We start from the raw sequence: 18,373 nt of genomic DNA on the forward strand, positions 1-18,373 counted from the left end.
CCGGCGCTCGGGTGGATCCGGGCGTCCCGCAGCAGGTTTCACCGGTCGTGGGGCCGGCAAGTCCGGTCGCGGGTCTACCGGCGCCCACTCCGCCAACGGACCCTCGGGTCGCGGCGCGAGCACCGGCCGGGGCACCGGCAACTCGAAATCACCCGGTCGCCCTGATGTTTCGGGCTCGGGTCACGCGTCATCCACCAATTCCCCTGCCGCGCACACCCGCTCAGCCGCCAATGCGTCGACCGGCCGCGCGACGCGCGCGACCGGCACTGACACGCCCGGACACACCCGCCGACGCGCCGGACGCCCCCAAGGCTCCCCCACCTCCCGCAACCGCGGAGCAAACTAGCTCGAGTCCGGCCGGAGTTCGGCGCCTGTCGTCATTGGAAGGGTGGAAGCCAGTCGGCCGTTCGACGGTGGCGCCCCAAGTCGACGGCGTCGAATTCGTCGGAGCTCGTTCTGATCACGCCCAGCTGTCGAAGGGCTCGAGAGATCGGGGTGGCGCCGTCCGGGGCCGACGACCGTGTCGGGCCGAGAACTACCTCGCCCGCGTCCCACACTTGCGCGCACTGGGTGCCGGTTCCGCCGAAGTACTCGGCCTCGACGTAGGCGACGGGGCCTGAGATGGAACCGGTGGCCAGCAGGAGACCGAGCCCCGGTGGGGCCTCCCAGAATTCGTCGAGTTCGGGTCCATCCACGTCGGCCAGTGCGGTCGCCAACGGGTCGGTCATGGGCAGTATCGACAGGTGGTGGCCGAGCGGGACTATTCGAGCCACCTCGATCGAACGCACCACTTCACGCAGCACACGTTCGGTGGCGATCACTGCTTCCAGGCAATACATCTACCGCCCCGATCTGCCGATACTGGAAAGGAAGCCGACCGGTGGCGCTGCGGTGTCCCCGTAGGCGAAGCCATGGGTGCGACGAAGATTCCCGCAAGCCATTCCAGCGATCCCGGCGCTCCGCTGACACCACGGAACCCCGGTCGAGCCGGTGGCTCGGCGCTGTCGCACGCTGCGCCAGCCGAAACCGAGAATCCCGAACACCAGGTACAGCACCAGCGCCGATACAGCCATCGCCCTCATCCTTCGTCGTGGTCGCAGCAGGCGACCGATTCCGTTCCCGCGGCACGCGGTGTCGCACAGCAGGTATCGCCCTTCCAGGCGTTCGATCCCTCTTTCACCGCGATCACCGCGATGACCAGTGCGGCGATCGGATCCGCCCACGACCAGCCGAACAGGCTGTTGAGCACCAACCCGATCAACAGGACCGCCGACAGGTAGGTGCACAGCAGCGTCTGCTTCGAATCGGCGACCGCCGACGCCGAACCGAGTTCGCGCCCGGCCCGTCGCTGGGCCAGCGACAACACCGGCATGACGAGCAAACTCGCTGTGGCCATACCGATTCCGACCGGCGAGTGCCGCACCTCGCCCGCGCCGAACAACGCGTGGATCGCGTCCACCGTGACGTACAGGGCCAGCGCGAAGAACGAGAACGCGATGACCCGCAGCGCCACCTGCTCCCGCGCCGCCGGATCCCGCCCCGCGAACTGCCACGCCACCGCGGCCGCCGACGACACCTCGACCACCGAGTCCAGCCCGAACCCGACCAGCGCCGCCGAGGACACCCGCGCCCCTTCACCTAGGGCCACACCCGCTTCGATCACGTTGTAGGTGATGGTCGCGGCCACGAGCCGGCGAATCCGCCGCGCCAGGACCATGTGGCGCTGCGCGACCGGGGCGACAGGCGCCCCGAACACCGGCATGGGCAGCTCGGTCATCAACAGCACCCGTCGCGATCCGTGCCCGGGCAGCACGCCGGGTCGACCGCGAGCACGAGTCCGAGGAGATCGTCGAGGGCGCGCCCGATGCGGGGATCGGCGAGTTCGTAGCGCGCCCGGCGCCCCTCCGGCACCGCGACGACCATGCCGCAGCCCCGCAGGCAGGCCAGGTGGTTGGACAGGATCTGGCGGGACACTCCGATCTGTTCGGCCAGTTCCGACGGGTACCCGGGTGCGGTACGCAGGTGCAGCAGGATCTGGGTGCGGGTCGCATCCGAGAGCGCGTAACCGAAGCGCGACAGGGCGTCGCTGTGCTGTGCGGTGTCCATGCCACAAACAGTACAGATAATTCTGTATTCAGATCAAGATGTACAAACGTGCACGCGGGGAGTTTGCACGAATCGAGTCAGAGCCGGTTAGTATTGGTCAAGTGCAGTTTCTCCCCGGCCATCAGCCGCCCTACGACCTGACCTACGACGACATCTTTCTCGTCCCGAATCGGACGGATGTCGCGTCCCGGTTCGACGTAGATCTGTCGACCGTCGATGGGTCCGGTACCACCATCCCGATTGTCGTGGCCAATATGACCGCGGTCGCCGGACGCCGGATGGCCGAGACGGTCGCCCGTCGCGGCGGCATCGTGGTGCTACCGCAGGATCTGCCGATCAGCGCGGCCGCCGACACCATCGCGTTCGTGAAGAGCCGCTCGCTCACCGCCGACACCCCGGTCACCCTGGACCCGGAACGTTCGGTCTCCGAGGCCGTCGCCCTGATCCACAAGCGCGCGCACGGCGCCGTCGTGGTCGTCGACGGCAACCAGCCGGTGGGCGTCGTCACCGAGGCGGCCTGCACCGACGTGGACCGATTCGCCCGGCTGCGCGACGTGATGAACACCGCGTTCGTCGCCGCGCCGGCCGACACCTCCCCGCGCGAGATCTTCGACCTGCTCGAGGCGGGCCGCGCCACCTTCGCCGTGCTCACCAACACCGACGGCACCCTGGCCGGCGTGATGACCCGCACCGGCACCGTCCGCGCCGGCATCTACCAGCCCAACGTCGACTCCGACGGCCGGCTGCGCATCGCGGCGGCCGTCGGTATCAACGGCGATGTCGCCGCCAAGGCCAAGGCCCTGGTCGACGCGGGCGCCGACCTGCTCGTGCTCGACACCGCGCACGGCCACCAGGAAAAGATGCTGGAATCGCTGCGCACCGTCGCCGATCTGGACCTGGGCGTGCCGCTGGTCGCGGGCAATGTGGTCTCCGCACAGGGTGTGCGCGATCTGGCCGCCGCAGGCGCCACCATCGTCAAGGTCGGTGTCGGCCCGGGCGCCATGTGCACCACCCGCATGATGACCGGCGTCGGTCGTCCGCAGTTCTCCGCGGTGGCCGAATGCGCCGCCGCCGCAAAGGAACTCGGCGTCCACATCTGGGCCGACGGCGGCGTGCGCCATCCGCGCGACGTGGCGCTCGCCCTGGCCGCGGGCGCGTCCAACGTGATGATCGGCTCGTGGTTCGCCGGTACCTACGAGTCGCCGGGCGACCTGCGCACCGATCGTGACGGCAACCGCTACAAGGAGAGCTTCGGCATGGCGTCCAAGCGCGCGGTCGCCGCGCGTACCGCCACCGACAGCGGCTTCGACCGGGCCCGCAAGGCGCTGTTCGAGGAGGGCATCTCCAGCTCGCGCATGCGCCTGGACCCCGAACGCCCCGGCGTCGAGGATCTGATCGACCACATCTGCTCCGGTGTGCGCAGCGCCTGCACCTACGCCGGTGCCCGCAGCCTGCCCGCGTTCCACGACCGGGCGGTGCTCGGCGTGCAGTCCGCGGCCGGTTTCGCCGAGGGGCGCCCGCTGCCCAGCGGCTGGTAACCCGACACACCACCGCGACTCGATCACCGGCCCACACGATCCCTCGTGTGGGCCGGTACCATCTAGGGCACACCGGTAATCCCGGTCCCTGAATTTCCACCGCCGAAAGGAACCAGTTGTCACCCGCGTCCAAGGGCGCCGCCAAGGAGGGCTCCTCTACCGAGCCGGGTGACAAACCCGGCGCTCTCCATCCCCCCGCAGTCCCTGCCGATTCCGACGACCCTTCCAAACCCAGCCGCGACGGGCGGTGCTGAACATGTCCGTCGCACTGACCGTACTCAGCCTGGTCGGGTTCATCGCCCTGACCGCGGGCACCGCGCTGTTCGTCGCCGCCGAGTTCTCGCTCACCGCGCTCGAGCGCAGCACCGTCGAATCCCATGCCCGCGACGGTGACCGACGCGCCCGCCTGGTGCGCCAGGCGCATCGCACGCTCTCGTTCCAGTTGTCCGGCGCGCAGCTCGGCATCACCATCACCACCCTGATCACCGGCTATATCGCCGAACCCGTGCTGGCTCGGCTACTGTCGCCGCTGTTCGGCGCGCTCGGCCTGAAAGACGGTGTCGCCAACGGTATTTCGCTGGCGCTGGCGCTGGTGCTGGCCACCTCGCTGTCCATGGTCTACGGCGAGCTGGTGCCCAAGAACATCGCCATCGCCAAGCCGCTGGCCACCGCGCGATTCACGGCCGGCCCGATGGTCGCGTTCTCGCGGGTCTTCAAGTGGATGATCCATTTCCTCAACGGCACCGCCAACTGGGTGGTGCGCCGGATGGGTATCGAACCGGCCGAGGAGCTGCGCTCGGCCCGCTCGCCACAGGAGCTGGGTTCGCTGGTGCGCACCTCCGCGCTGCGTGGCGCGCTGGATCAGCGGACCGCGCAGGTCATGGACCGCTCCCTGCAGTTCGGTGAGCGCAGCGCGGAGGAGTTGATGACTCCGCGGGTGAAGATCGAGTCGCTGGATCAGCACGACACCATTGCCGATCTGATCGCGGCCGCCGCACGCACCGGTTACTCCCGGTTCCCGGTGATCGACGGCGATCTGGACAACACGCTGGGCGTCGTGCACGTCAAGCAGGCGTTCACCCATCCGGTGAGCGCCCGCCGGACCGTCGCGCTGCGCCGGCTGGCCACCCCGGTGCCGGTGGTGCCCGCCAGCCTCGACGGTGACGAGGTGCTCGAGCGGGTGCGCGCCCACGGCATGCAGGTCGCGCTGGTCGTCGACGAGTACGGCGGCACCGCGGGCATCGTCACCATGGAGGACCTGATCGAGGAGATCCTCGGCGATGTGCGCGACGAGCACGACGAGGAGGAGCGCGACGTCCGCCGGGTGGTCGACGGCTGGGACTGCTCGGGTCTGCTGCGAATCGACGAGGTGTCCCGGGCGACCGGTTACGACGCGCCCGAGGGCGAGTACGAGACCCTGGGTGGTCTGGTGCTCACGCGGCTGGGGCGCATCCCGGAGGTGGACGACGAGGTCGTGCTGCCGAATTCGCCTGCGCACCACCGTCATCCGTACGAGAGCGAGGAGGGCGGCTGGATCGCCCGGGTCGAACGGATGGACGGCCGCCGAATCGATCGGGTGCGGCTGATCCCGGTGACGGGCGAGGTGCTGGCGGCACGAGAACGCCAGGCGGACGACCTGGTCGCGCCCGCACCCGATGAGAACGCCGCCGATCCGGCGCAACTGACCCAGCAGGAGTACAGCTCGGAGCACAACGGAGTGGGTGAGCACCACCATGGGTGATCTGTTCGGAATTCTGCTGACCGTCGTGCTGCTGGCGGCCAACGCGTTCTTCGTCGCGGCCGAGTTCGCGCTGATCTCGGCTCGCCGCGATCGCCTGGAAGCGCTCGCGGCGCAAGGTAAACGCAATGCCGACACGGTGATCCGGGCGGGTGAGAACCTGTCGATGATGCTGGCCGCGGCCCAGCTCGGCATCACCATCTGCTCGATCCTGCTGGGCCGGGTCGGCGAGCCCGCGGTGGCGCATCTGCTGGAGGGCCCGTTCGACCTGCTCGGCCTGCCCGAGGGGTTACTGCATCCGGTGGCGTTCGCGGGCGCCCTGACCATCGTGGTGATCCTGCACATCCTCTTCGGCGAGATGATCCCGAAGAACATCGCCCTGGCCGGGCCGGAACGCAGTGCGCTGCTGCTGGTTCCGATCCACCTCGCGTGGCTGAGCCTGGCGCGGCCGTTGATCGCGATCTACAACTTCGCCGCCAACATCACGCTGCGCATGCTGCGGATCGAACCCAAGGACGAGCTCGAGGCCACGGTCTCGAGCGTGGAACTGGCCGAGATGATCGGCGAGTCCCGCTCCGAGGGGCTGCTCGACGAGGAGGAGCATCGCCGGTTGACCCAGGCGCTCGGCACCTCCGAACGCACGGTCGGCGATGTGCTGGTGCCGCTGGCCACCACCCGTTCGGTGCCGCTGCGCGGTAACGGCACCACGCTGGGCGATATCGAGACCGCGGTCGCCGAGACCGGGTTCTCCCGCTATCCGGTGCGGGCCGACGACGGCTCGCTCGTGGGCTACCTGCATGTCAAGGACGTGTTGGACAAGGTCGCCGACGAGACCGCCGGGCCGAGTACGCCGATCCCGCGCACCGATATCCGCCCGCTGCCCACGGTCGGCGCGACGGCCACGCTGGACGAGGCGCTGGCCCGTTTGCGTCGTACCAGCAGTCACCTGGGCCGGGTGGTCGACAATCACGGCAATACGATCGGCATCGTGGCGCTGGAGGATCTGGTCGAGGAGTTCGTGGGCACCGTGCGCGACGGGACGCACCGCGTGATCGAATGACCGTCCTGCTCGAAGCCGATTGGCGGGCGCGTGCGGCCGAGCACCGCGCCCGCCTGGACCGGCTCGTCGGCCCGTATCTGGATCGGCGAGCCGCGGGCTCCGCCCACCCGGTGATCGATTTCCTGTTCACCTATTACGGGCACAAGCCGGCCCAATTGCGGCGCTGGCACCCGGGTTTCGGCGTCGTGCTGGGGGCTGCGGGCGAATACGACGGCGCGCGTGGATATCACCGGGTCGAGGCGGGTCATACCGCCGATCCGGCGTTTCTGGCCAAGCGCCGCGACACGGTCGAGTTCGCTGCGAATCTGTTGCGCGCCACCGCCGCTCGCCCCGCCCAACTCTCGTGCTTCGGCCTGCACGAGTGGGCCATGGTCTACCGGACCGATGACGTGCGCCACCAGCAGGTGCCGCTGCGGCTCGGCCGGGCGGGCACCGATGCGGTGGTCGAGTCGATGTCGTTGCGCTGCACCCATTTCGACGCGTTCCGCTTCTTCACCCCGGAAGCGGTCGGCCGCAATGCCCAGCCGCTGACCCGAGCCGATCAGGTCGAGCGGGAACAGCCCGGTTGCTTGCACGCCAATATGGACATCTACAAGTGGAGTTTCAAGCTGGCTCCGCTGACCGCCTCTGATCTGGTGCTGGACTGCTTCGAGTTGGCCTGCGCCGCACGTGAACTCGATATGCGGGCAAGCCCGTACGACCTCGGCGACTACGGCTACGAGCCGATTCCGATCGAGTCGCCGGCCGGGCGCGCGGAGTACGTGCGCCGGCAGGCGGCGATCGCCGACCGCTCCGCAGGCCTGCGCGAGCGCTTGCGGACCGTGTGCGAGGCCCTGCTCGCCCACTCCTGAAGAAAGGGTTGAAACGGAATCCGCGAATCCCGACGCGCGGACCCTGCTCCTGCTGCACGACAACCCGGGCGGCGCGATGGGACTGCTCGAATTCCTGGTGCCGCTGTCGGCGGTCACCATCCGGCGACGGGGCAGAGCGCGATGCGTAGGTCGACCGCTGGACCGAATTCGACCGGGGCGGCGCGTATCTCGCCGCGGAGGCGCCCGAACTGATGGTGGCCGACATCCGGGAGTTCTTCGCCGGACGGTGATCTCGTTCCACATCGTGGGCGGATTTCCCGAAACCTCCCACAAGTTACCGGCAGTTAATACTATGCAGTCAGTTCACCCAACCGTCTGAGTCGGTTGGGCGCAACACCATAACCACCGACAGTTTTTTGGGGGACGCAACGATGCGCTCACTGCCGAGATCGCGGCCGCTTGTCCTGCTCACCATCGGCGTGGTCGCCGCCATGTTCCTTCCGAACAGCGCGTCGGCCGACCTGCAGACCGATATCGGCACCGCCGTCCAAGAGCTGCTCGACCTCGGCCGCACGTCTGTCCCCCGAGCCGACTGTGGTCCCGGCTCGATGCCCGAACCCGGTCTCCAGGGCGATGTTCCGGCCGCCGACCGCGACAGCGGACGCAGCACCCTCGGCTACCGCTGCAATATGTCGATGGTCGGCAATTTCGCCGGTCGCGGGGCCGGCATCACCTCCACCAGCTTCGAGCACTGCGCCTACATGGGCTCCTTCTTCCCCGGTGACCTGATCAGCGAGGGCCGCGGCGTCCAGGTGCTCGACGTGTCCGATCCGGCCGATCCCCGCCCGACCGCCAACCTCACCGAGCCCGCCATGCTGGCGGGCACCTGGGAGAGCCTCAAGGTCAATACCGAACGCAAGCTACTGGTGGGCACCGGTGTCCCAGTCGGCGAGGGCGTGGGTTACCTGTCGATCTACGACATCTCCGACTGCGCGCACCCGCGTCTGCTCAACCCCGGCCCCGGCACGAATCTCCTGATGCCGCTGCCCATCACCACGCACGAGGGCGGGTTCTCCCCCGACGGCAACACCTATTGGGCCTCCGGCATCGCGCCCGGATTCGTCAGCGCCGTCGACATTTCCGATCCCGCCCACCCGCGGGTGATCTGGCAGGGACTGACCGGCATCGAAGCCCACGGCTTCGGTATCAGCCCCGACGGCAACCGCATGTATCTGTCGGCGCTGGGCGGGTTCACCGTGCTCGACATCAGCGCGGTGCAACGCCGCGACCCGAATCCGCAGGTGCACCACATCGGCCGCACCTTCTGGACCGACGGCTGGGCCACCCAGCACAGCGTGCCCGTCACCTATGACGGCGCACCGTATCTGTTCACCGTCGACGAAGGCGGTTCCGGCGGAGTCAAACTCATCGATATCGGCAACGACACCAAACCCCGGGTCGCGGCGAAGCTGAAGCTGGAGATCAACCTGCCGCAGCACATCGACAGCAATATCGGTTCCTCCATGGGCGGCTCGATCTTCGCCTACGAATCGCACTACTGCGCCGCCGACCGGCCGGCCAACCCCACCGCGCTGGCCTGCGGCTGGATCTCCTCCGGCATTCGGGTTTTCGACGTGCGGGACCCCGCCGCCATCCGCGAGATCGCGTACTTCAATCCGCCTGCGCGCACCGGACGCAATCTGCAGCTGTGGAATTCACCGCACGCACTGGCCTCGATCATCGGCGTACCGTTCATGACCTCGCTGCCGCTGGCCCGCACCGTGCTCGAGGGCTCGTTCAACCCCTACGACGCGCTGACACCGCGCACCGGCGATGTCGCGTTCGGCGACATGTCCACCGACTGGTGCTTCTCACCGCCGGAATGGCGCGGCAACCAGCTCTATGTGGCCTGCTCGGACAACGGATTCATGGTGTTGCAGCTCGACAACGAGGTGTACTCCGCGCCCGCGGACCAGCAGTCGATCGTCGGGTCCTAGCGTGGCGACAGCGCGGTGGGCCCGGATCGCCGCCTACGTCACGACCGGGTTCACCCTGCTGGTGCTCGGCGCGGCCCTGCGCCCGCTGTTCATCGACGAGACCCGCACGGCGCCACCGGTTCTCGACTCCGTCGAGGTCGGCTTCGCCCAGGACATGACCGCCCACCATCAGCAGGCGCTGCTGATGGTCCAGCGCCTGGACCCCGGCGCGAACGCGTCCGTGCGGCGCTTGGCCCAGCAGCTCGCCGACACCCAGCGTCTGGAGATCGGCACCATGCTCGGCTGGCTGCGCCTGGCCGAGGCATCCCCCATGCCGTCGCGCCCCATGTCCTGGATGCGCACCACATCCACTGCCGCCCACCAGCATTCGGTCACCACCTCGGTGGCGCCCGACACGATGCCCGGCATGGCCACCACCACCGAACTCGACGCCCTGGCCGCCGCCCGGGGCCGCGACGCCGACATCCTGTTCCTCCAGTTGATGATTCGCCACCACCAGGGCGGCATCTCCATGGCCCAGGCCGCCGACGCCCTGCTCGCCTCCGGCCCGGTCAAGGAAACCGCCCGCGCCATGTTCCAGGCGCAGAGCCAGGAACTCGGCGTCATGAGCGTCATGCTGACGCAGCTACAGGCGTAGCTACCCGGGCCGATGCCGTAGCCCGCAATTACCAGCTGCCGAGGGTTCTCATATCCCATGACAGCCGAATCCGAGGCTTGGTCTGCACTATCAGCGGATCGCTCGCGCTGTCCCGGAACCACAGGCGCAAACCTTCGTAGTCGGCCGAGCCTCGGTCGATACCGATGCGATCCACTGGGCGAAGTCGGCCGAGATATGTGTGCTCGCCCTCTCCCGTCCGAAGGCTGATGTAGGCCTCGCCGGCTGTGGGGTCGAGCGAGAACAGAACGGTGTGCGCGCCTCGGGTCAGCCGGAACGAATGCAGACCGATCGGCCACTCCAGATCATCGAACTGCCGCGTCGGCTCATCCTCGAACAACCAGATGAGATCGGCGAGGTCGGGAATCTCCATGCGCTGAAGGTAACCGGCGCGCTGAACGGCCGGGCCGAGGCAGGCAGCTCGGCGACCTGTCAGCCGGAGTCGGGTCTGGGAATCCGGATGCCCGCGGCGCGGAGTTTCGCTTCGGTGAGCGCGGTCAGCCGGGCCGCTATCGGGGCCTGGTGTTCGCGGTGGTGGTTGATCAAGCGGTACTGGGTGGGGGCGTTGGTCCAGGTGCGGGCGGCGGCCGGGTTGCCCAGCAGGGCGGGGTTGGTGAGGTAGAAATCGGCTATGGCGGAGGCGAGTTCGTCGATTCTCGAGTCGTCCGGTTCCCAGGTCTCTGCTGCGAGTGCGCGTTTGGTGAGGTCGATGTAGCCGGGGTCGGCGAGGCGCTGTTCGAACTGGGTCAGGATCGCGTCGAGACCGGCCGGTACCAGGGCGCGAGTCAGGACCAGGGCTTCGCGTTGGGCGGCAACGTATTCGGGGCCGAAGCCGAGGGCCGACATGCGGTCCAGGATCGCGCAGGCGCGGTCGGGCAGCAGGGTTCGGTCCCGATCGGCGAGCCGGTGCAATGTGTCGCGCTGGGCGGTCAGGTCGGCGATCTGGTCGGTCAGCCGCTGTTCGACCGTGGCGAGGCTCGCGGCGAACCGGCCCGCGTCGGCGTCGAGCAGGGCCCCGATCTCGGCCAGCGGTACGCCGGCGGTGGCGAATGTCCGAACCTGGACCAGTCGCAACAACTCCGCCGATCCGTACCGCCGGTAGCCCGAGCCGTCCCGTTCGGGCTCCGTGACCAGGCCGAGCTTGTGATAGTGCCGCACCGTTTTCACCGTGACGCCGACGAATGCCGCCGCCTGCCCGGTCGTGACTCCGTTCATCATCTGTCCAGCCTGCCTCGGTCGCGCCTATTCGGCCTGTTCGCCGAACACCGTGGCGACGAGCCGCTGCTGAGCGTCCGGGAAGGTGGCCGCGAGCGACAGCTCGGCATCGTCGACATAGTTCAGCGTCGCGGTCAGGGTCGCGCTGCCGTCGAAGGTGCTGTACATGAGCGCCGCCGACCCCACGGTGCCGCCGTTGTGCGAGATGACGGTGCCACCGCCCGCAAGGGTGACCACGAAAACCCCCAGTCCGTACTCCATGTTCGAGATGCCCGTCGGGCGCGCTGTGCGCATGTCGGCCAGCAACTCGGCGGGCAGGAGCTTTCCGCTGTTGAGCGCGGAGATGAAGGTGTGCAGGTCCCGGGTGGTCGAGATCATGTCGCCGCCGGTGCAGACCCAGGACGGGTTGTACCGGGTGACGTCGACGGTCTTCGACTCTGCGGCGTCCTCGTAGCGGTAGTAGGCGTGTGCGTGCGGCTCGGGCAGTTCCGGTGAAGTATCCGGTACCACGGTGCCGGACAGCCCGAGCGGGCCCAGGATCAGGCGCTGCATCTCCGCGGCGAGCGAGGCCCCGGTGACTCGCTCGATCAGCAGGCGGGCCAGCACATAGTTGGTGTTGGAGTAGCTCCAGTCGGTGCCCGGTTCGAACCGGGCCGGGCGGGACAGTGCCAGCTCCACCAGTTCCTCCGGCCGGTAGGTCCGGAACCGGTTGTCCACCCACTCTTTACCGGTGGTGCCGAACGGGATCGCGATACCCTGCACCACCGAGCCGTCCGGGTAGACCTCGCCGGTGAAGTTGAACACCCCGCTGGTGTGCTGCAACAGCATTCGCACCGTGATCCGGGCGTCGAGCGCGAACTCGGGCAGGTAGCCGACAACCGGGGCGTCGAGCGCGATCCGGCCCTCGGCCACCAGTTGCAGCACGAGGGTGGCGGTGAAGGTCTTGGTGTTGCTGCCGATCCGGACGTGTCCGTCGACCGGCGGCATCGCGGTCCCGCCGAGTTCGGCGGCGCCGGCGCTGTCGACCCATTCGCCGCGCTGATCGTGCACCCGCAAGGTCATCCCGAGGAATCCGGACTCGACGATCTCCTCGATCGCCTGCCGCAGCTCCGGGCGATCCACGGTGGCCTGCGAGATATCGGTGGTTGACATGGTGTCTGCTCCTTCGGTTCCCGACGCTCGGGGCGGCGTCGCGGTATGCCGACGAGCCTCCACCCGGCCCTAGGGGCAGCCTCAAGAGTGATCTGCCTCACATGCAGGTCAGTAGGCTTCCGCTCGGCATGGATTCGGCAGTGCCGACATCGTGGCCAGGTCGCAGATCCCTCCGGTCAGAACCTGGAATGGCGTGACACCCAGCAGCACGAGGAATCCGATGACGTTGCCCTGCTGGAACAGCCACACCGCCGACTGCGCGGCGGCCGAACCGGAATCCACTGCGGCGGAACCGGATTCGACTGCCACCGGAATCGGCTCGATCGGTTCGGCAACCGCGCTCGCGGAGGCCGAGACAAGGGCCACCGCCGCGGTCGATGCGGCGGCGAAACGGAAGACGGTACGCATCATCGCGCTCCAATCTAGAAGAATGACCAGTAACATAATAGCGGTGGGCGCCATGCCACGCACCGAAAACGGCGTGCTATCGCGACTTCGGCGTGAAGCCGACGAGCCGCCACTTCCGCGACTGGTCCCCGCTGCCGTCCCGCCCGGGTGGCGCCTCCACGACCGCGACCACCACCGCATTGCCGCCGTCTCGCTTCGCTTGATACATCGCCGAATCGGAGCCGCGGAGCAACTCCTCGTAGCCGACTTCGCCGCGTGCCCCCGCGGCGCGATGGACAGCGACACCGACGCTCGCCGTGATCGCAATGGGCAGATCCGCCGAACTCGCCACCGCCGCCCGCAACCGCTCACCGACCGCGGCGGCGTCGGCCCGCAGATGGCCGACCACCACGAACTCCTCGCCGCCGGTCCGCGCGATGAGCGCGTCGGAATCGACGGTCGCCCGCAGGCGTCGCGCCGTACGCACCAGCACTTCGTCACCGAGTGAATGACCGAAGGTGTCGTTCACCGTCTTGAACCGGTCCAGATCCAGAGTCGCCACGGAGGCCGTGGCGGGCCGGCGACGGCCGATCACCATCGGCAGGTGCGAGTCCAGCCCGCGCCGGTTCAACAGTCCGGTCAGCGGATCCGAGAGCGCGTCGACCCGCAGCAACCAGTGACTGAACTGCATGAACGGCAGCACCACCCCGACTACCACCGCCATCACCAGGACCACTCCGACGCCGAGCGCGATATCCGCCTGACGGCTCGCCGGTGGGCCGGGCAGGGCGCCACTGATGATCAGCCCGGCCAGCAGCACACTGGCCAGCATGGTCCAGACGATGTGCAACGCGAGGATGCGCGGCCCGTGGAACACCGCGACATACCCGCCCATCGCCGCCAGCAGCACGACGCCCAGCACGCCGACGACCCGATTGTGGGCGAGTAATTCGTTGGCGACGGCATCGAGATCGAAGAGCACGATCCAGGCCAGCGATTCCGATTCCCGCGGCCACGGCAGGAACCACCAGCGCACCGTCCATGCCCCGGCGACGGCGCCTTCGGCGATGCCCTGCACCTCGAGGCCCCACCCGGGTACTCCGCCCTGCGCCACCGGGGTCAGCACCGCGAGCATCAGCATCACCACACCGCCGGCACCGAGCATGAACTTGAACGGGCCCAGCGCGCCGTGCGCCGCGAAGGTCTCGACCAGTCGGCGGTAGGCGACCCGATCGCGCCACCACCGGCGCACCATCGATCGGTTGTCGCTCATCGAGAAACCGCCTTCGGGCCGCGAGACTTGTCCCAAGACTGCCATACCGGCATATCGAAGCCGCCGGGGACGCACCGCGGGCACCGGATCCTTCCACATCTCATGCGAGCAAGAATTGTGGCTAACATTTCCCCCGAACGCGCCGGTGGCAGTTCGGCGGACGAATTCCTACAGGAACCAGTACGGCTTGATCCCGAAATACGGGTGCAGCACCGCGTTTTCGACCAGCAGACCGGTGTCCGGTGAACGGCCGAAGCGATGCCGCAGCGGCAGTAGCCGATTCGGGTCGAGCTTCTCGGCCGTGGCGGCCGGGCCGGCGGCCAGCACCGTGGCGTAGTCGGCCGCCTGCCGCAGGCGCCGCTCGTGGTCGGCCAGATCGACCCCGCACCGCCGCAGCAGGGTCGCGAGATTGAGCCAGCCCTGCAAATTGAACAGGGTGTAGTGCACGGGCTTGGCCCGGGCGAGTTCGTGCGGCTGGGAGCCGTCGGCGGCGAAATGCCCGTCGAAGCGTTCGTGAAATCCGCGGACCGTGCCCGCGAGTACCGCGGTGTCACCGAGGAAGGCCGCGATCGCGGCGGTCTGCAAATCGAAGTAGACGCCGTGATTGTTGCGGCCCCGGCGTTCCCGCTGCCCGGCGGGATCGGTCATCAGCCACTCCAGATAGCGAGCAAGCCAGTCCCGCAAGCCCGTTCGGTCCGCGGCGGCGAGGTGCCCCGAGCGCTCGAGCAGTCGTACCGCGTCGAGAAAGTAGTACAGGTCCTTGAATTCGATGATGCCGTGCTGGTTCGCCTCGTCCTTCCACTGCGCATAGCGCAGATGCGGCGTCATGCGGGTCGCGGGATCGACGAACCAGGTCCGGACCAGCCGGGCGCCGTGTTCGGCGAACTCCGCGCGCCCGGTCGCGCGCCAGGCGAGCGCGAGTACCGTCGTATCGTCGAACAGCCGTTGGGCGCGGGTGCGGTCGAAGCGGTCCGCGCCGGCGCTGTAGAGGCGGGCGTCATCGCGCCAGATGCCGTCGTGCCGGACGAACGTGCCATCGTCCAGGCGGGTCCACAGGGGCGCGGGGCTGAAGTAGTCGTGCGAGTCGCCACTCGGCGGGGTCGCGGATTTGTCCAGCACCGAGTACACGCCGCGGCTCAGCGCCGCAGCGGCATCCCGCTCGAGCCGATCCCGGACCGGCGCGGTCGGCGACTCCGGGTCGTAGCTGGTCAGCCGGTCCCCCGACCAGCATCGCGCCAGGACCGCCCGATCCACCGCATCGATGGCCGCATTGATCGCCGCGCCGCGAGCGGAACTGCGCCGCGACAGCGAATCGGGACCCAGTTCCTGGTCGGGGTGGCCCGAGTCCAGGCGGTAGACCCAGCCCGCCGTCAGGTATCGGCCCGCATCGGGCGAGCGTGCGCCGTCCGCCAGATCCCACGCCTTCGCATGCCGGACATCCCAGCGCCCGGGCACGCCGAGCCGGATCAGCAGATCGATCTTGTTCCGGTATCCGTAGCAGTGTTCCGGGCTGAATTCCTCGGCGGCGTCGGCCCGGAACGCGATCTGCGGTTCCTCGGTCGCAGCGGCCGACCCGATCTCACTCAGCGCGTCGTCGTTGTCGGCGAGACGAGCCATCGGCACGACGCAGTAGCGCTCGGGGCCGGCGGCGCGCATCGCGTCGGCGAGCTGACGCCACGCCTGCTCGTGCACGAAACAGTTACCGTCCCAGGGCAGGATCCAGCGCGCGTGGTCGCGGCCGTGCGCCAGCGCCGTATTGCGGGCGCCGTTGACGTTCATCAGATAGTTGATCTTGAGGCGGCGCGCCCGGTTCTCGGCGCTGACCTGATGCGATGCCCTGAGCCCCGCGAACTGCTCGGTGTGGAAGAACTGCTCCTGCGGGAAACATCCGGTGTCCCAAGGGATTCGCGCGTACTCGTCGAGTACGAACGGGATCCGCAGATATCGCGCCCCGCATTCGCGAAGCAGCCCGAGTATCGCGGCCTCCTGCTCGGGTGACCGGATCCGGTTCACCACCCACCATTTCGCGCAGTCCTCGAACGGTTTCTCGTGTTCGAGCTGAAATCTCAAGTTGCGCAGCGTCTGTCCGGTTGAATGCCGCGGCGGTAGGTCGTTGCCGATGATCCGGTACAGCGCGAATGTCAGCGGCGGGTCCAGCGCATCGGTCATGCGCGGAACACGGCGACGATGCCGGTGGCTCCGGTTACGGGAATCATGTCACTGATTTTGGCAGCGCCCAGTCGATTTCACCTCATCGAGCGCGCCGCGAGACCGAACTCCGCCGGGCCGCCGACTCGTGCGCCCCGCGCAGTAAGCGCAGCGCCAGATCCTGAGTTCGCTTGTCCGGGTTGATGATCGAGACCCACCCCTGGGAACGGTACAGCGGGTGCGGTAGCACGGTATCGACGACAGCCGCGTCGGCCGGAGCCTCGACCTCACGCGGTGCACTGCCCAGCAGTTCGATGAAGGTGTCTCGCCCGACGTGGATGTTCAGCCGCCACCGGCCGGGCCGATCGAGATCGGAGGATTCGTCGTCGGGGTAGTTCTTGGTGACGATGGTGGCGTAGGGCTGTTCGCGCTGCGGCACGCTGCCGTCCGGGGCGTAATAGAAGAAATGGTCTCCCCACGCGATCTCGGGGAACGGGCTGCCCGCACTGGGAGCCAACTCGAGCACGCCGTCGAAGGTTCGGATCGTCGCCAGGATGTCGTCCATACTCATAGTTCGAGTATGTGGTTGAAGTGCTTATGGAGGGTTGGTGATGAAGCTGACCGTATCGGCCGTCGCGACGGCCACCGGCTATTCGGTTCAGCAAGTCCGCGACCTGGAGCGACTCGGCGTCATCGCCGCGGCCGCCCGGGCCGACAACGGCTATCGACACTTCACGGCCGACCATATCCGGGACCTCGACGCCTACCGCGATCTCGCCCGGGCCGTCGGCCCGGTGACCGCGCGGCACGCGATGCGCGAGATCCGTTCGCTGTCGCACGAACAGGCCATCGCCCTGGTCTCGACGTTCCACGTCCGGCTCGGCCAGGAGCGTACGCACGCGCTCGCCGCGCGGGCGGCGCTCGCGGCCATACACGGCGAGGCCGCGACCGATGTCGACCCCGTCGACGCGGACGCGATGACGATCACCGAGCTGGCGCACGCCCTCGACGTGCCCTCGTCCACCCTGCGCTTCTGGGAGCAGCAGGACCTGGTGCGACCGGAGCGAGTCGCTACCCGCGCGGGATCGGCCCGCCGGTATCCGCTCGCGGCGATCCGCGAGGCCCGCATCACGGCGGCCCTGCGCGCCGCTGGTTACCGCATCCCGGACGTGCGGACAGCGCTCCTGGCGATCCGGGATCTCGGTGACACCGCCGATTCGCTGGCGGCGCTCGACGCCCGCCTGGTCGAGATCGCCGACCGTGGCCTCGCGCTGCTGCGGGCCGGCACGACGATCGCTCGGATCATCTGCGCGAAACCATGATTCGGCGCATACCGGGCGGGTAGGTTTCGGTGTGATGATAATGAAACTTGTTTCAATTTCGGCGCTGTCCACCGCTCTGGTCGCCGGCGCGGCCACCGCCACCGCCGAACCGGCATACGGTCCGCCGCAGGACGAGCTGAACCCGGCGGTGACCTACTCGTTCCAGCATCCCGGCACGCTGCCGATCGGCATGAACGACACCGAATGCACCCCGTCGGCGGCGCACCCGCGACCAGTCGTCCTGCTCAACGGCGCGTTCCTCGACAAATACGCCAACTGGGCCGAGCTCGCGCCGCGCCTCGCCGCGCAGGGCTACTGCGTCTTCGGGCTCGACTACGGCGCGCGCGGACCCCTGCACCAGACCGGCAACCTGCGCGATTCCGCCGCGCAGATCAGCGCTTTCGTCGACCGGGTGCTCGCGGCCACCGGTGCACGCGAGGTCGATCTGGTCGGCTACTCCGAGGGCGCGCTGGTGGCGCTGCACTACCTCAATGTGCTCGGCGGCGACCGCCGCGTCGGGACGCTGATCAGTCTGTCCGGTCCGTTGCTCGGCATGAGCTCGCACGGAATGACACGGATGATCGCGAGTCTCCCGGGCGGTCTGGCCGCCTATGGACAGCTGCTGCCCTCGGCCGCCGACGCCGCCACCGGATCCAGCTTCCTCGCGGAGACGGCGGCGGGCGGTCTCACCCGGCCCACCGTGCGCTACGTGACGATCAGCTCCCGGGCCGATCTCATCGTCGACGCCGACGAGTCGCGACTTCCCGAGGGCCCCGAGGTCACCAACCTGGTCGTGCAGGATCTCTGTGCCACGTCCCGGGTACAGCACGAAGGTGTCGTCTACGACGACTTCACCCTGAGCTTGGTGACGCACGGCCTGGATCCGCGCTCGGCACCCGAACCGCGGTGCACCGTGTGACGCGCACGCGGATCGGGTAGTCCCTTTCGAGGACACGAAGCGACAGTGAGG

The 18,373-nt window shown here is 68.4% G+C and carries 18 protein-coding genes and 1 pseudogene; 8 read left to right on the forward strand and 11 right to left on the reverse strand.

From position 1 onward, the window contains the following. Positions 1-377 precede the first annotated feature (377 nt). From ACFVMC_RS14830 to ACFVMC_RS14845, 4 genes and pseudogenes are all read right to left on the reverse strand, one after another. Positions 378-821 carry a hypothetical protein gene (locus ACFVMC_RS14830; protein WP_379210429.1) on the reverse strand — a complete coding sequence of 148 codons (444 nt, stop codon included), beginning with the start codon at positions 819-821 and terminating at the stop codon, positions 378-380. Positions 822-925: 104 nt separating this feature from the next. After that, a pseudogene (locus ACFVMC_RS14835) lies at positions 926-1,073 on the reverse strand (isoprenylcysteine carboxylmethyltransferase family protein); the annotation flags it as partial. Positions 1,074-1,078: 5 nt separating this feature from the next. Then, on the reverse strand, positions 1,079-1,777 hold the full coding sequence (locus ACFVMC_RS14840) for a cation diffusion facilitator family transporter (protein ID WP_379210431.1): 699 nt from the start codon (positions 1,775-1,777) through the stop codon (positions 1,079-1,081). Then, positions 1,777-2,106, reverse strand: coding sequence for an ArsR/SmtB family transcription factor (locus ACFVMC_RS14845; protein ID WP_379210432.1), 330 nt, complete (start codon positions 2,104-2,106; stop codon positions 1,777-1,779). The genes ACFVMC_RS14840 and ACFVMC_RS14845 overlap by 1 nt, the downstream gene beginning before the upstream one ends. Before the next feature lie 101 nt (positions 2,107-2,207). Here ACFVMC_RS14845 and ACFVMC_RS14850 point away from each other — a divergent pair, with 101 nt between their 5' ends. The 6 genes from ACFVMC_RS14850 to ACFVMC_RS14875 all read left to right on the forward strand — a co-directional run bounded on the left by ACFVMC_RS14850 (position 2,208) and on the right by ACFVMC_RS14875 (position 9,888). Then, the gene (locus tag ACFVMC_RS14850; protein ID WP_379210434.1) at positions 2,208-3,644 is read left to right on the forward strand and encodes a GuaB1 family IMP dehydrogenase-related protein; all 1,437 of its coding nucleotides are present in this window, start codon (positions 2,208-2,210) and stop codon (positions 3,642-3,644) included. A gap of 256 nt (positions 3,645-3,900) precedes the next feature. Further along, positions 3,901-5,385 carry a hemolysin family protein gene (locus ACFVMC_RS14855; RefSeq protein ID WP_379210436.1) on the forward strand — a complete coding sequence of 495 codons (1,485 nt, stop codon included), beginning with the start codon at positions 3,901-3,903 and terminating at the stop codon, positions 5,383-5,385. Continuing rightward, positions 5,378-6,442 (forward strand): hemolysin family protein, encoded by a 1,065-nt coding sequence (locus ACFVMC_RS14860; RefSeq protein ID WP_379210593.1) that lies wholly within the window; start codon positions 5,378-5,380, stop codon positions 6,440-6,442. Before ACFVMC_RS14855 ends, ACFVMC_RS14860 begins: the two co-directional genes overlap by 8 nt. Beyond that, positions 6,439-7,293, forward strand: a complete 855-nt coding sequence (locus ACFVMC_RS14865) for a 3-methyladenine DNA glycosylase (protein WP_379210437.1) — start codon at positions 6,439-6,441, stop codon at positions 7,291-7,293. Before ACFVMC_RS14860 ends, ACFVMC_RS14865 begins: the two co-directional genes overlap by 4 nt. Positions 7,294-7,685: 392 nt before the next feature. Continuing rightward, positions 7,686-9,251, forward strand: coding sequence for an LVIVD repeat-containing protein (locus ACFVMC_RS14870; protein ID WP_379210439.1), 1,566 nt, complete (start codon positions 7,686-7,688; stop codon positions 9,249-9,251). A 1-nt stretch (position 9,252) separates the two neighbouring features. Beyond that, positions 9,253-9,888: a DUF305 domain-containing protein gene (locus ACFVMC_RS14875; protein ID WP_379210441.1), complete on the forward strand. Its 636-nt coding sequence runs from the start codon at positions 9,253-9,255 to the stop codon at positions 9,886-9,888. 28 nt (positions 9,889-9,916) lie between these two features. Here the strand turns inward: ACFVMC_RS14875 and ACFVMC_RS14880 are convergent, their stop codons facing one another. The 7 genes from ACFVMC_RS14880 to ACFVMC_RS14910 all read right to left on the reverse strand — a co-directional run bounded on the left by ACFVMC_RS14880 (position 9,917) and on the right by ACFVMC_RS14910 (position 16,652). Then, the gene (locus ACFVMC_RS14880) at positions 9,917-10,279 is read right to left on the reverse strand and encodes a hypothetical protein (RefSeq protein WP_379210443.1); all 363 of its coding nucleotides are present in this window, start codon (positions 10,277-10,279) and stop codon (positions 9,917-9,919) included. A gap of 59 nt (positions 10,280-10,338) precedes the next feature. Next, on the reverse strand, positions 10,339-11,124 hold the full coding sequence (locus tag ACFVMC_RS14885; protein ID WP_379210445.1) for a MerR family transcriptional regulator: 786 nt from the start codon (positions 11,122-11,124) through the stop codon (positions 10,339-10,341). A gap of 24 nt (positions 11,125-11,148) precedes the next feature. Further along, complete coding sequence (locus ACFVMC_RS14890; protein ID WP_379210446.1) at positions 11,149-12,273, reverse strand: serine hydrolase domain-containing protein; 1,125 nt, start codon at positions 12,271-12,273, stop codon at positions 11,149-11,151. A gap of 108 nt (positions 12,274-12,381) precedes the next feature. Then, on the reverse strand, positions 12,382-12,684 hold the full coding sequence (locus ACFVMC_RS14895; RefSeq protein WP_379210448.1) for a hypothetical protein: 303 nt from the start codon (positions 12,682-12,684) through the stop codon (positions 12,382-12,384). A 73-nt stretch (positions 12,685-12,757) separates the two neighbouring features. Next, on the reverse strand, positions 12,758-13,933 hold the full coding sequence (locus ACFVMC_RS14900; protein WP_379210450.1) for a diguanylate cyclase: 1,176 nt from the start codon (positions 13,931-13,933) through the stop codon (positions 12,758-12,760). 168 nt (positions 13,934-14,101) lie between these two features. Then, positions 14,102-16,102, reverse strand: coding sequence for an alginate lyase family protein (locus ACFVMC_RS14905; RefSeq protein ID WP_379210452.1), 2,001 nt, complete (start codon positions 16,100-16,102; stop codon positions 14,102-14,104). Between the two features lie 82 nt (positions 16,103-16,184). Beyond that, entirely contained in the window at positions 16,185-16,652 is a 468-nt protein-coding gene (locus tag ACFVMC_RS14910) for a DUF6194 family protein (protein WP_379210454.1), read from the reverse strand. 40 nt (positions 16,653-16,692) lie between these two features. Between ACFVMC_RS14910 and ACFVMC_RS14915 the strand changes: the two genes are divergently transcribed. Together ACFVMC_RS14915 and ACFVMC_RS14920 are read left to right on the forward strand one after the other, a co-directional pair. Then, positions 16,693-17,403 (forward strand): MerR family transcriptional regulator, encoded by a 711-nt coding sequence (locus tag ACFVMC_RS14915; protein WP_379210456.1) that lies wholly within the window; start codon positions 16,693-16,695, stop codon positions 17,401-17,403. A gap of 40 nt (positions 17,404-17,443) precedes the next feature. Continuing rightward, positions 17,444-18,322 carry an esterase/lipase family protein gene (locus ACFVMC_RS14920; protein ID WP_379210458.1) on the forward strand — a complete coding sequence of 293 codons (879 nt, stop codon included), beginning with the start codon at positions 17,444-17,446 and terminating at the stop codon, positions 18,320-18,322. The last annotated feature ends 51 nt before the right edge of the window (positions 18,323-18,373 follow it).

It is taken from the genome of Nocardia sp. NPDC127579 (assembly GCF_042672005.1).
Classification (GTDB): domain Bacteria; phylum Actinomycetota; class Actinomycetes; order Mycobacteriales; family Mycobacteriaceae; genus Nocardia.